Annotated in this window: 13 protein-coding genes; 3 read left to right on the forward strand and 10 right to left on the reverse strand. The window is 72.4% G+C overall.

The window, feature by feature from the left end; all coding sequences use genetic code 11:
- Positions 1-31 precede the first annotated feature (31 nt).
- The 3 genes from panC to CP984_RS17090 form a co-directional block, all read right to left on the reverse strand.
- Complete coding sequence (panC, locus tag CP984_RS17080; protein WP_030184249.1) at positions 32-1,057, reverse strand: pantoate--beta-alanine ligase; 1,026 nt, start codon at positions 1,055-1,057, stop codon at positions 32-34.
- Positions 1,054-2,031: a Rossmann-like and DUF2520 domain-containing protein gene (locus CP984_RS17085; RefSeq protein WP_004571892.1), complete on the reverse strand. Its 978-nt coding sequence runs from the start codon at positions 2,029-2,031 to the stop codon at positions 1,054-1,056. The genes panC and CP984_RS17085 overlap by 4 nt, the downstream gene beginning before the upstream one ends.
- 280 nt (positions 2,032-2,311) lie before the next feature.
- Positions 2,312-2,512 (reverse strand): hypothetical protein, encoded by a 201-nt coding sequence (locus CP984_RS17090; protein ID WP_004571893.1) that lies wholly within the window; start codon positions 2,510-2,512, stop codon positions 2,312-2,314.
- Positions 2,513-2,964: 452 nt separating this feature from the next.
- Here CP984_RS17090 and CP984_RS17095 point away from each other — a divergent pair, with 452 nt between their 5' ends.
- Entirely contained in the window at positions 2,965-4,077 is a 1,113-nt protein-coding gene (locus CP984_RS17095) for a DUF5937 family protein (RefSeq protein ID WP_078575517.1), read from the forward strand.
- 27 nt (positions 4,078-4,104) lie between these two features.
- On the opposite strand, the gene CP984_RS17100 is transcribed toward CP984_RS17095, so the two are convergent.
- From CP984_RS17100 to CP984_RS17115, 4 genes are all read right to left on the reverse strand, one after another.
- A complete protein-coding gene (locus CP984_RS17100; RefSeq protein ID WP_004571895.1) occupies positions 4,105-4,815 on the reverse strand; it encodes a glycoside hydrolase family 75 protein in 711 nt (236 codons plus the stop codon).
- 222 nt (positions 4,816-5,037) lie between these two features.
- Entirely contained in the window at positions 5,038-6,075 is a 1,038-nt protein-coding gene (locus CP984_RS17105; protein WP_004571896.1) for a methyltransferase, read from the reverse strand.
- Positions 6,076-6,187: 112 nt separating this feature from the next.
- Entirely contained in the window at positions 6,188-6,874 is a 687-nt protein-coding gene (locus tag CP984_RS17110; protein WP_004571897.1) for a response regulator, read from the reverse strand.
- Positions 6,875-7,091: 217 nt separating this feature from the next.
- Positions 7,092-8,303, reverse strand: a complete 1,212-nt coding sequence (locus CP984_RS17115) for a sensor histidine kinase (protein ID WP_004571898.1) — start codon at positions 8,301-8,303, stop codon at positions 7,092-7,094.
- A 168-nt stretch (positions 8,304-8,471) separates the two neighbouring features.
- Here CP984_RS17115 and CP984_RS17120 point away from each other — a divergent pair, with 168 nt between their 5' ends.
- On the forward strand, positions 8,472-9,491 hold the full coding sequence (locus CP984_RS17120) for an SAM-dependent methyltransferase (protein WP_004571899.1): 1,020 nt from the start codon (positions 8,472-8,474) through the stop codon (positions 9,489-9,491).
- A gap of 37 nt (positions 9,492-9,528) precedes the next feature.
- Complete coding sequence (locus CP984_RS17125) at positions 9,529-10,671, forward strand: NADH-quinone oxidoreductase subunit D (protein WP_004571900.1); 1,143 nt, start codon at positions 9,529-9,531, stop codon at positions 10,669-10,671.
- 27 nt (positions 10,672-10,698) lie between these two features.
- Here CP984_RS17125 and CP984_RS17130 read toward each other — a convergent pair whose 3' ends face one another.
- The 3 genes from CP984_RS17130 to CP984_RS17140 all read right to left on the reverse strand — a co-directional run bounded on the left by CP984_RS17130 (position 10,699) and on the right by CP984_RS17140 (position 12,773).
- On the reverse strand, positions 10,699-11,259 hold the full coding sequence (locus CP984_RS17130; protein WP_004571901.1) for a DUF4232 domain-containing protein: 561 nt from the start codon (positions 11,257-11,259) through the stop codon (positions 10,699-10,701).
- A 157-nt stretch (positions 11,260-11,416) separates the two neighbouring features.
- Positions 11,417-12,100, reverse strand: a complete 684-nt coding sequence (locus CP984_RS17135) for a GNAT family N-acetyltransferase (RefSeq protein ID WP_004571902.1) — start codon at positions 12,098-12,100, stop codon at positions 11,417-11,419.
- 58 nt (positions 12,101-12,158) lie between these two features.
- Complete coding sequence (locus CP984_RS17140) at positions 12,159-12,773, reverse strand: TetR/AcrR family transcriptional regulator (protein WP_030184883.1); 615 nt, start codon at positions 12,771-12,773, stop codon at positions 12,159-12,161.
- Positions 12,774-12,838 lie beyond the last annotated feature (65 nt).

The following is a 12,838-nucleotide window of genomic DNA, read 5'->3' on the forward strand; positions in this document are numbered from 1 at the left end:
GGGTCGTGGTGGCCGATGGGGCCGGTGCCGGTCATCGGGGCGCTCCGAATGTGAGGCGGATGTTGTCGATGAGGCGGGTGGTGCCGACCTTGGCGGCGACCGCGAGGACTGCCTCGCCCTCGTAGGTGTCCGGGACCTCGGTGAAGTCGGCCGGGTCGACGAGCGCCACGTAGTCGAGCGCGAGCGGCGGGTCGAGGCGGGCGGCGTCCTCCAGGACGGCGTGGGCCGCCGCGCGGGCCACCGCGGGGGCGTGCAGCGGGGTGGCGACGGCGTGCGCGAGGGCGTGCGCGTCGGCTGCCGCGCGGTCCTCACCGAGGGCGGCGAGCGCCGCGGAACGGTCGTGCGCGCGGTGTGCCGTGCGCGCCGTACAGGAGGCGCGGTCGCGCAGCGCTTCTTCGGCGGCGAGCCGGTCGCGGGCCGCGAACAGGGCCCGGGACAGTGCCAGGGCGGTACGGCGCTCGGCGGCGGAGAGGTAGCGGTTGCGGCTGGAGAGCGCCAGCCCGTCGTCCTCGCGGACGGTGGGGACGCCGACGATCTGTACGCCGAAGTTCAGGTCGGTCACCATGCGCTCTATGACGGCCAGTTGCTGCGCGTCCTTCTGGCCGAACAGGGCCACGTCAGGGCGCGTGAGGTGCAGCAGCTTGCCGACGACGGTCAGGACGCCGTCGAAGTGGCCGGGCCGGCTGGCGCCCTCCAGGAGGTCGCCCATGGGGCCGGCGGCTATCCGTATCCGCGGCGCCCCGCCCGGGTAGACCTCGTCGACGCCCGGCGCGAACACCACGTCCGCACCGGCCGCGCCGGCCAGCACGAGGTCCGCCTCCAGGGTGCGCGGATAGCGGTCGAGGTCCTCGCCTGCGCCGAACTGGAGCGGGTTGACGAAGACGGTGACGACGACGAGCCCGTCCGGCCCGGCCTGCTCGCGAGCGGCGCGTACCAGCGTCGCGTGTCCCTCGTGCAGAGCGCCCATGGTCATGACGACGGCCCGCTGCCCGGGGCGGTCCGGCAGGGCCCGCAGTTCGGCCGCGGTGTGTACGAGGCGGGGGCGCGGGGCGGTCATCGGTCGCCTTCTTCGGGGTGGTCGGGCCCCTGGTCCTCCTGGGGGCCGGTGCCTGGGTTTGCGGGGCCGGTGCCGATGTTCGCCAGGACGCCCAGCAGGTCCTCGGCCAGTTCCGGCTTCAGCAGGCCGTGCGCGAGGGCGCGGTCGGCCGTCGTACGGGCCATGGCGAGGTAGCCCTCGACGCTCTGCGGGGCGTGTTTACGCAGCTCGGAGACGTGGGCGGCGACCGTACCGGCGTCGCCGCGGGCGACCGGGCCGGTCAGTGCGGCGTCCCCCGAGCGCAGCGCGTTGTCGAGGGCGGCGCCCAGCAGCGGTCCGAGCATGCGGTCGGGCGCGCCGACCCCGGCGCGCCGGAGCAGTTCCATGGCCTGCGCCACCAGGGTGACCAGGTGGTTCGCGCCGATCGCGAGGGCCGCGTGGTAGAGCGGACGGGCGTCCTCCTCGATCCACTCCGGCTCCCCGCCCATCTCGATGACCAGCGCCTCGGCGGCCATCCGCAGCGGTTCGGGCGCGGTGACCCCGAAGGAACACCCGGCCAGCCGCTGTACGTCGACGCGCGTGCCGGTGAAGGTCATCGCCGGGTGGAGGGCCAGCGGCAGCGCGCCGACGCGGGTGGCCGGGTCGAGGACGGCCGTACCGAACCGGCCCGAGGTGTGCACGAGCAGCTGCCCCGGCCGTACGGCGCCGGTCTCGGCGAGGCCCGCGACGAGCCCGGGGAGGGCGTCGTCGGGCACGGTGAGCAGCACCAGCTCGGCGCGCTCCAGCACCTCGGACGGGGAGACGACCGGGACGTCGGGCAGCAGCGTCGCGGCGCGCCGTACGGACGCGTCGGAGACACCGGACACGGCGACCGGCCGGTGTCCGGCGAGCTGCAGCGACGCGGCGAGGGCAGGGCCGACACGGCCGGCGCCGACGACTCCGACGGTCAGCCGGGCGGGGCGGTCCTGGGCCTCGGTGGGTGGGATTGTGTTCACGCGGCGGTGGCCTTCCGTTCCAGTCCGCGGGGGGTACCGGACGATTCGCTGGCCATGCTACGCGAGTGCTTCCGACGGCCTTCAGGGTCGTACGCAGGGTGAGACGGCCGTCTCGTACCGCGTCTCCGAACGTTTTCCACAGGCCCGCCGGGCGGCCCCGGACGAGTTATCCACAGGGGTGGCAGGGGCGGGTCGGGACCCGTCATGGTTGGGGTGGAAGCGGGGCGGGAGCAGAAATCGAGGGGGGGATTGATTGAGGTGACGCGGGACGTACGAGCCCTCAGGTGAGGGCCTGGCGTACGGCACGCCGAAAGCGGGCCAGCGGCCGGTCCGCCGACGGGGTGACGACGGCCCGGAAGCGGAGCCACTGGCGGATCTCACGCAGGGCCTGGAGGTCACCGGTGCCGGGCGGCGGGGGCGGAAGCTCGCCGCGCTGGGCGGCACGGTAAGCGTCGAGCATGTGCTGCTGGGATGCGTTCATGGGCACCACAGTGGGGTTGCCCGGCGGCTGACGGCTCGTCGTTTGACGGGAGCCGTCAAACGACGGCGGTGCAGGTCAGGGGGTGCGCATCATTGACGGCGGGGCGGCACGGGCCGTTGGACGGCACGGGCCACCCGACAGCACGGGCCGTTGGACAGCACAGGCCGCCAGACAGCACGGGCCGTCCGACAGCACGGGCCGCCAGGCAGCATGAAGGCACGACGAGGGGGTGGGTGGGGGCGGGGCGGGGGGGGAGGCCCCCAGAGGGTGAGGCGACAGGTGAGGCGACACGTGCGGAGGCCGCCGAGCAGGGAGCCCCGCACAACCCCACCGCACAAACACCCCCAGCCCCAGCCCCAGCACCGCCCCCACCGCACGCACACCCCCACCCCCAGCACCACCCCCAGCCCTCACACCACCACCCCACCCACCAGAAAAGATTCCCCATGAGCATCTGGATCGACATCGCGGGGCTGCCCCCCGAGCGTTTGGTATTCAGTCCCTCGCCGCTCGCCGAGTTGGGGTCTGCCCTGCACGCGCTTGCCGAGCCCGGCCACCATCCTGGGCTGCACGGCTGGACGACCGCGACGGCTAGCGCGCTCAAGGCCGATCTGGCGGATCGGCTGCATGAGGCGGACTTTCTGTGGGGGCCTACGTTTTCGGACGTGACGATGGCGTTCGCCGCGGTCGCGGATGCGGCCGGGCAGCCCGGCACGACGCTTTCCGAGGATCTGGATCTTCTCGACCGGCTCGACGACGAGCTTTACGTGGACGCCGCGCTGGAGATCACCTGCTCCAGCGCGTACAGCCGCGGCGGGCCGTCGCCGCTGGTGAACGCGGAGAGCCGTCGGGCGGCGCTGGAGCGGGCCGCCGCGCGCGGTCCCCGGCAGTCCGAGTTCGCGCGGCGGCTGCTCGCCGATCCGCCTGCCGTACGGGCCTGGGTCCGCCGGCTGTTCGAGGACTGTGACCAGGCGTTCTTCGCGGACGTCTGGCAGCGGGTGCGGTTCCAGCTCGCCTCGGACGCGCGCCACAAGGCCGAGGTGTTGCGCCGTAAGGGCCTGGCGGAGGCGATGGCCGAGGTGTCGCCCGCGGTGTCGCTGGACGAGAAGCGTTCCCGCATCGTCGTCGACAAGCTCAGCCACGGCCACACCACGGCCACCGACCCGACTGTCGGCGCGGGTGTCACCTTCGTGCCGTCCTCGTTCGGCTGGCCGCACCTGATGGTGCTGCATGCGCCGGGCTGGCGTCCGGTGATCCACTATCCGATCGCGGCGCCGGAGCTGGCCGGTCCCGCCTCGGTCGCCCTGCTCGAATCGCGGCTCGACGCGCTCGCCCACCCGATGCGTCTACGGATGTGCCGCAACCTGGCCCGTACGGCTTACACGACCGGCGAACTCGCCGCCGTGCACGAGATATCCGCGCCGGAGGTGTCGCGGCACCTCGCCGTCCTCAAGAAGGCTGGCCTGCTCCAGACGCGCCGCCGTGGCCGGTACGTACAGCACCAGTTGGACGTGCAGGTGGTGGCGCGTCTGGGCAGTGACTTCCTGGAGGGCGTGCTGCGCTGAGAGAGCGCCTGTTCCGCGGCCGCCTCCTCAGTTCTCCTGAAGGAACTTTTTGGCGAGCGCGTCACCACGGGACACAGCCTCGCTGTGGCTCTCGATGGGCGACGCCTTGGAGTTCTTGAACAGGATGTACGTGACGCCGGATTCGGCGCCGCCGGTGGCCGGGTCGGGGTCGATGCCGAGGCCCTTGGCCGCCGCGTACGACGCCTCGCCGATGATCTTTTCGGGGCCGGTGTCGCCGACGACGGCGTACTCGACCTTGTTGTTGTAGATGATGGCGACCACGCCGCCGCCCTTGATGCCCGCCGACTCGTAGTTCCAGATGCCGCTGACCGAGGGGACGACGACGTACGGCAGTTTCTCGGCGTTCAGCGGTTTGCCGTCGGACTGGTGGAAGCGGGTGTCCGCCTGGAACCAGGGGTCGGTGTCCTTGTTGCACTTGGCGGTGACCTGGCCGTCGCAGTCGACGTCCATGTCCGCCTTCCAGAACACGGCGTTCTTCTTGCCGCAGACCGGGACGGTCGCCGGTGTCTCCTCGTCGGTGCGGTACTTGCCGTTGGAAATCTGCGAACAGTTCTTGACCTTGGCGAGCAGGTCGGCGGCGCTCACCGACCCCTCGGTCACGCCCGGCCGGCTCGCGGCGGCGGGGACGGCGGAGGGCTGGGCGGTGGCGGGCAGTGCCGCGGCGGCGAGCAGCGCGGTTCCGGCGGCGGTGGCGAGGGCGGCGGTACGTATACGCACGGGAGGACCCCTCTGTTAGGAAAGTTTCCTTACGGAGCCCGCCCAATCTCCTCCCCTCCCCCACCCCCGTCAACCCCGCGCCACCTCTCGGCTCACCCCCAACACAACGATCGCCGAAGCCCGTTCACCTCACCAACACCAACACCAACCGGACCAGCGATGGACCAGCGGTGGATCAGCGGTGGACCAGCGCCGAGCCAGCGATGCACCACCCCCGCCCCCTCAAACCGCCTCAGCCTCAACCACCGAAGTCAGCGCCGGAGTAGGCACAACCCGCACCATCCGAAACCCCGCCCCCTCCAGCAACCCCTCGAACTCCGCAGCCGTACGCTCCCGCCCCTGAAGCATCATGAGCATCACGACATCCAGTGCGAAGGCCGGATGCGGCGTGCCGTCGGCGGGCAGCACCGCGTCGATCACGAGCAGCCGGGTGCCGGGGGCCATGGCCCGGCGGACGGTGGCGAGGATGCGCAGGCAGTCGTCGTCGGGCCAGTCGTGCAGGATGTTCTTGAGCAGGTACAGGTCGCCGCCCTCGGGTACGGCCGTGAACAGGTCGCCGCCCTCGGTACGCCAGCGGCCGGCCAGCTCGGCGGTGTCGAGCAGGTGGTCGGCAACCGTTTCGGGCCGGTCGAAGAGCACCCCGGTCAGGCCCGGCGAGCGGGTGAGCACTTCGCGGAGCAGGCCGCCCCGGCCGCCCGCCACGTCCACGACCGTCCCACTGTCCGGGAACGGGTAGCTCCCGGCGAGCAGTTCGTTCACCCCGCCGGTGAGGGAGGTCATCGCGGTGTCGAAGAGGCGGCTGGCGTCGGGGGTTTCGGCGAGGTGGGTGAAGAACGGGACCCCGTACGCGGCGTCGAAACCGGGTTGTCCCGTACGGAGGGTGTCCACGAGACCGCCGGCGGATCGCTGGTACATCTCGTCGGTGAACAACAGGACACCGGCGTGCCGGGAGCCCGGTACACCGGTACGCAGGTCCGCGCCGGCTTCCGTCAGGCCGAAGGTGCCGTCCGCGTTCTCGCTGAACAGGCCGCGTGTCGCGAGCAGTCGCAGGATGCGGCGCAGGGGGACGGCCCGGGTGCCGGAACGTTCGGCCAGCTCGTCGGCGGTCCGCGCGCCGTCGGCCAGGAGGTCCGCTATGCCGTGGAGGACGACGGCGCGCAGTGCGGACGCGTAGATGTGCCCGTACATGAGGTCGTGCAGCGACGACGTGGGGAAGTGGGGGTGGGAGGCGGCCGACGGAGTGACGGGAGTTGCTGTCATGGATGAGCTCCTACCGTTGGGCGGTGTGCCGACGCCTCCCATTATCGGCGGTTTGCGCAGCTCAGGGCGGGTGTTATCGGTTCTGCCCCGCCCTGGTACCGGAAGGACTCCGTCAGGCCCCCGCGCCGCCCCCGGCCCGTACGAGCCCCGTCTCGTACGCCAGCACCACCGCCTGTACCCGGTCGCGCAGCTCCAGCTTCGTGAGGATCCGGCCCACATGGGTCTTGACCGTGGCCTCCGACAGCACCAGTTGGGCCGCGATCTCACCGTTCGACAGCCCCTGCGCGACCAGCAGCAGCACCTCCCGCTCGCGCTCGGTCAGCCGCCCGAGTTCCGGGCGGGACGGCTCGGCGGCGGCCGCCGGCAGCATCGGCGTGAACCGGTCCAGCAGCCGGCGGGTGGTGGACGGCGCGACCACCGCGTCCCCGCTCCGGACGGCGCGGATCGCGGCCAGCAGCTCGTTCGGCGGCACGTCCTTCAGCATGAAGCCGCTGGCCCCCGCCTTGAGCGCGGAGAAGGCGTACTCGTCCAGGTCAAAGGTGGTCAGGATGAGCACCTTCGGCGCGTCCTCGTTCCGGCCGTCCGCGCAGATCCGGCGGGTGGTCTCCACCCCGTCCAGATTCGGCATACGGACGTCCATCAGGATCACGTCGACCTTGGTGGACCGCAGCACCTCCAGGGCCTCCACGCCGTCACCGGCCTCGGCGACGACCTCCATGTCGGGCTGAGCGGCCAGCACCATACGGAAGCCGGTGCGCAAGAGCACCTGGTCGTCGACGAGCATCACGCGGACAGTCATGGCAGGAGGTCCCTTTCAACGGCGGTGCGGCAACAGGGTACGGAGGTTGATGCGTACGGGGGTAAGGGCGTACGGAGCGAACGCCGTACGGGACGGCGTCCAGCGGGAGGCGGAGCACCCAGCAGGAGGCGGAGCGCCCCGCAGGACGACCGGCCCCCGACCATCGCCGCCCCTCCCCCGCACTCCCCCGACTCCCCCGCACTGCCCTGACGCCCCCTCACTGCCCCGACTTCAACGGCAGCACCGCGCTGATCCGGAAGCCCCCGCCCGGCCGCGGCCCCGCGTCCAGGCTGCCGCCGACCATGCCGACGCGTTCGCGCATGCCGATCAGGCCGTGGCCGAGGCCGTCGGCGCCGCCGCCCGTGTACAGCTCGTGCTGGGCGCCCCGGCCGTCGTCCTCGACCAGCAGGTCCAGCTCGCCGTCCTGGTAGGAGAGGCGGACCGTGGCACCCACGTCCGGGCCGCCGTGCTTGCGGGTGTTGGTCAGCGCTTCCTGCACGATGCGGTACGCGGTCAGCTCGACGCTGCTGGGCAGCGGGCGCGGCTCGCCCACGACCCGGAAGTCGACCGGCAGCCCGGCACCCCGCACCTGGTCGATCAGGTCCGCCAGTTGCTCCACGCCGGGCTGCGGGACGTACTCGCCGCTCTCGGGCTGTTCGCCGGTGCGCAGCACGCCGAGCAGGCGGCGCATCTCGGCGAGCGCCTGCCGGCCGGTTCCGGAGATCGTCTCCAGGGCCTGTTTGGCCTGCTCGGGGGAAGCGTCCAGGACGTAAGCGGCGCCGTCGGCCTGGACGACCATCACGGACACGTTGTGCGCGACGACGTCGTGCAGTTCGCGAGCGATCCGGGCGCGCTCGGCGGCCACCGCGATGCGCGACTGCGTCTCACGTTCCTTCTCCAGGCGGGCGGCCTTCTCCTCCAGCTGGGCCCAGTACGCGCGGCGGGTCCGGACGGAGTCGCCGAGCACCCACGCCAGGACGAAGGGGACGGTGAGGAAGGCGATGGTGATCAGGCCCTGCCAGAGGCTGCGGTGCGGGGCCTCGTCCCCGCCGTACCGGACGGCGGCGATGGTCGGGCCGAGCAGCGCTCCGGCGAGGGCGGTGCGCGAGGCCCAGCGCCGGGTGCCCGAGGCGACCGTGTAGATGATCACCAGCATGGCGAGGTTGGACGGCCTGGGCTGTACGTCGGCCCCGACCTGGCAGAGCCCGACCACGATCGTCAGCAGCAGCATCTGCCCGGGCGCCTTGCGCCGCAGCGCCACGACGAGGCACATCGCGATATCGACGAACGCGTCGGCGACGGTCCGCAGGTCGCTCTGCGTATCCGCCGACGCCACCAGCGTCAGGCTGCTGACACCGAACAGGAGGACCGCCCAGAAGGTGTCCACGCCGGTCGGATGCCTGCGGAAGAAGTCGTAGAGACGCTGCACGTCACCCAGCGTAGGCAGAGCGTATCGGCGGACGGGTCAACCGGACGGGCGATCCTGGGGGACGGGCCTACTCCGCAAGGTGGAGACGGGCCCGGGACCGTGGTCCCTGGCCCCGGCACACCACCGGTTCCGGGGCCCGGGCCGGTCGGCCCCGCGTACCGTGGTGCGGTGACACACGACTGGTGCGGCTGGCGGGACGCGACGGAGCGGGCGCTGTACGGCCCCAGTGGCTTCTACACCCGCGGCGACGGGCCGGGCCCCGCCGGTCACTTCCGTACTTCCGTGCACGTATCCCCTCTGTATGCCGAGGCACTGGCCACGCTGCTCTGCCGGGTCGACGCGGCGCTCGGCAGCCCGGCGGAACTCGCGCTGGTGGATGTGGGCGCCGGGCGTGGCGAACTGCTGACCGGCGTACTGGCGGCGCTCCCGGAACCGGTGTGCGCCCGCGTGCGCCCCTACGCCGTTGAACGCGCCCCCCGGCCCGCCGGCCTCGACGAGCGCGTCACCTGGCGCGCCGAGCTGCCCGCGCCCGGCTCCCTGACGGGCCTGCTCTTCGCCAACGAGTGGCTGGACAACGTCCCGGTCGATGTCGCCGAAACCGACGGGAACGGGGTGCCGCGGCTCGTCCTCGTGAGCCCGGACGGCACCGAACGGCTCGGCGACCCGGTGACCGGCGCCGACGCCGACTGGCTCGCCCGCTGGTGGCCCCTGCCGCACTGCGCTCCGGACCACGCCCCCGCCTCCGGGCTGCGCGCCGAGATCGGCCACCCCCGGGACGCGGCCTGGTCCCGCGCCGTACGCGCCCTGCGCGCCGGCCTCGCCGTCACCGCCGACTACGCGCACTCCCGCGACGCCCGCCCGCCCTACGGCACGCTCACCGGCTTCCGCGAGGGCCGCGAGGTCCGCCCCGTACCGGACGGCACCTGCGACATCACCGCCCACGTCGCCCTCGACGCCTGCGCGGGCCCCGGCGCCGAGCACCTCACCCAGCGGCAGGCGCTGCACGCCCTCGGCATCGACGGCCGCCGCCCGCCCCTGTCCCTCGCCTCCAGCGACCCGGCCGCCTACGTACGGGCCCTCGGCGCGGCGGGCGCGGCGGCGGAGCTGACCGACCCGGCGGGCCTGGGCTCCTTCGGCTGGCTGCTGCAACCGGTCGGCGGCAGCTGTACGGGGCTGCTCACCAGGTGACGGCCGGCGGCGGCCGGCGAGCTGCGAGACTGTTCCCATGACGGAGACCACGGTCGGCATCGGCGGAGCGGCGGAGAGCACCGACATGGTGCTGAACATCGGCCCGCAGCACCCCTCCACGCACGGCGTGCTGCGGCTGCGCCTCGTCCTGGACGGCGAGCGCATCCGGCACGCCGAGCCCGTGATCGGCTATATGCACCGCGGCGCCGAGAAGCTCTTCGAGGCGCGCGACTACCGGCAGATCATCATGCTCGCCAACCGCCACGACTGGCTGTCGGCCTTCTCCAACGAGCTGGGCGTGGTCCTCGGTGTGGAGCGGATGCTCGGCATGGAGGTCCCCGAGCGCGCCGTGTGGACCCGTACGCTCCTCGCCGAGCTGAACCGGGTGCTGAACCACCTGATGTTCCTCGGCTCCTACCCCCTGGAGCTGGGCGGCATCACGCCCGTCTTCCACGCCTTCCGCGAGCGCGAAGAGCTGCAGAACGTGATGGAGGAGATCTCCGGCGGGCGCATGCACTACATGTTCAACCGCGTCGGCGGCCTGAAGGAGGACCTGCCGGCGGGCTGGCTCGGGCGCGCCCGGCACGCCGTCTCCGAGGTCCGTTCCCGGATGGACGTCTTCGACCGGCTGGTCCTGGGCAACGAGATCTTCCGGGGCCGCACGCGCGGCATCGGCGTGCTGAGCCGCGAGGCGGTGCACGGGTACGGCGTGTCGGGGCCGATCGCCCGCGCCTCCGGTGTCGACTTCGACCTGCGCCGCGACGAGCCGTACCTGGCGTACGCCGATCTCCAGGACACGCTCAAGGTGGTCACCCGCGAGGAGGGCGACTGCCTGGCCCGCTTCGAATGCCTGCTGGAGCAGACCCACAACTCCCTCGACCTGGCCGACGCCTGCCTGGACCGGATCGCCGACCTGCCGCCGGGTCCGATCAACCAGCGCCTGCCGAAGGTCCTCAAGGCCCCCGAGGGCGCGACCTACGCCTGGACCGAGAACCCGCTCGGCATCAACGGCTACTACCTGGTCTCCAAGGGCGAGAAGACCCCGTACCGCCTCAAGCTCCGCTCGGCGTCGTACAACAACATCCAGGCGCTGGCCGAGCTGCTGCCGGGCACGCTCGTGGCCGACATGGTCGCCATCCTCGGGTCGCTGTTCTTCGTGGTGGGCGACATCGACAAGTAGGCGGCAGCGGCACGGGGGCGAGCGCCGCTACCTGCGCGGCTTCGGCCCCTCCCGGTGCCACGCCGTGACGCCGAGCTTGCCGGTGCTGCCCAGGTCGACCAGCTCGCGCACCGTCTGCGGCCGGCCGCCGTCCTCGGCCGGTGTGAGCGCCAGGTACGCGCCGTTCACCGCGCCGCCCGTCACGTCCGTGACCCGGTTGCGCCACATCAGTACGGCCGTGGCGTGCTCGCCCGGCTCGAGCGTCAGCGGCTCGGGGCCGACGTCGTCCACGATGTCCGAGCCGTGCGCGATCTTCACGTCCAGCGGCTTGCGGTGCTCGTCGAGGACGCGGACGCCCGGGTAGCCGTTGATCTTGTACGGGAGGGTGCCGCAGTTGGTCAGGGTGATCCCCATCGCGCGGGTGCCCATGGCGGCGTTCACCGGCAGCCCCTTGATGACGACGCCGTCCTCGGGGCAGGTGGGCGCGGTCCTGGAGGACTTGGCCGTGGGCTTCGGTTCCGATTGCGCCTTCGGTTCGGACGCCGACGAGCAGCCGGCCACGGCGAGTGCAGTGACGGCGAGGGCGGCAGCCAGGGCCGTCCGCGTCACCGGCCGGGCCGCTCTTCCGGTGCCTCGTCCGGCCACTGCCCACCCCCGCGTCCGCCCGGCGCCCGCGCGTCCCGTACGGCGCGCGCCACGCCCTGATCAAGTCGGACGCCAGCGTACCCGTATGCAAACGTCCCGCCTCGCCGTACGGCCCGCCGCCTCACGCCCCGAACAGCTTCCGGCATTCCTCTGTCCACCCCGTCACCTCGACCGGAACCGTCCGGTGCGCCTCCCACCGATCCCGGTCCAGCCGTAGCCGCCGCAGCGTGCGTGCCTCCCCGCGCACCGCGATGACCCGCACGCCGTCCGGTTCGTATCCGAGCTTGCGCGAGACGGCCAGGGACCGAGGGTTGTCCGTCATCGCGGCGGACGTCACGGAGTGCGCGCCGAGCTGTGCGAAGGCGAAGTGCAGGACGGCCGCGCGCATTTCCGTACCGATGCCCTGGTTCTGGTGGGCCAGCCCCAGCCAGGAACCGGTCTCCGCCTCCCGGGTCACGCCGAAGTCGGCGGCGGAGAGTTCCTGTATGCCCACCGGTTCGCCGTCCCGCGTCACGGCCAGGCCCAGCGCCCAGCGCTCCGGCCGCCATTGCGCGATCAGGCCGAGCTGGTGCTGGAAGGTGCTCCGCCCGCGCTCCTCCGGGGAACCATCCGTCCAGGGCACGCTGAACGGCATCTCCGCCGGGTCGTGCACACCGTCAGCGGAGACCGCGGCGAGTTCGTCCAGCAGGGCGGTGTCCGGCAGGCGCAGTTCCAGACGCGGGGTACGGATGCGGATGCCGTACGGGAGCCAGAAGCGGAACCCGTACTCCGGCCCGGGTTCTCCCGTACATGCTTCGTCTGCCATGCCTGCCGTGTCTGCCATGACGGAATGCTGCCGAACGTACGGCAGTCCGTCGACCGGATTACCGCGCCCTCAGTCCCTCCAGATGCCGCCTCAGCACCGCGCGCTGCGCTTCCGGAGTGACGTACTCCGGCTCCAGCATCGCCCGCAGATTGAGCCCGTCCAGCAGGGCGGACAGCCGCAGGCACTCCAGGTCCACATCCAGGTCGGCGGGCAGGGCGCCGGCTTCCTGCGCGCCGCGCAGCACCCGCGCCAGCAGGTCCCGCAGGCCGGTCTCCATCTCCAGCGCGCAGGCCCGCAGCTCCGGGCGGATACGGGCCGCCCCGCAGAACGCCATCCACAGGACCGCCTCCTGCCGCCGCTCCTCGTCCAGCGCCAGGAACTCGCCGATCAGCTCCTCGACCCGCACCGGACGTTCGTCGCGCGCCGCCGGGTCGAGGAGGCGGTCCACATGGGCGCGTACGCGCCCGTCGATACGCGTGCTCAGCTCGCGCATCGTGAAGAGCAGCAGTTCGTCGTGGTCGCGGAAGTAGTGCCGCACCGATCCGATGGCCAGCCCGGCCTCTTCGGCGACGTTGCGCAGCGAGGCGCCTTCCACTCCCTCCCGGCCGATCACGCGCAGCACGGCGTCGGCGACGGCCCGGCGGCGGGCCCCGGGATCAACGATCTTCGGCATGGTGGCCATTGTGGCACGCCCGCGCTAAATTGTTTTTAGCTCGGCCGAGCTAAAAAAGTCCCGGG

Origin of the sequence: Streptomyces rimosus (assembly GCF_008704655.1) — a bacterium.
Classification (GTDB): Bacteria; Actinomycetota; Actinomycetes; order Streptomycetales; family Streptomycetaceae; genus Streptomyces; species Streptomyces rimosus.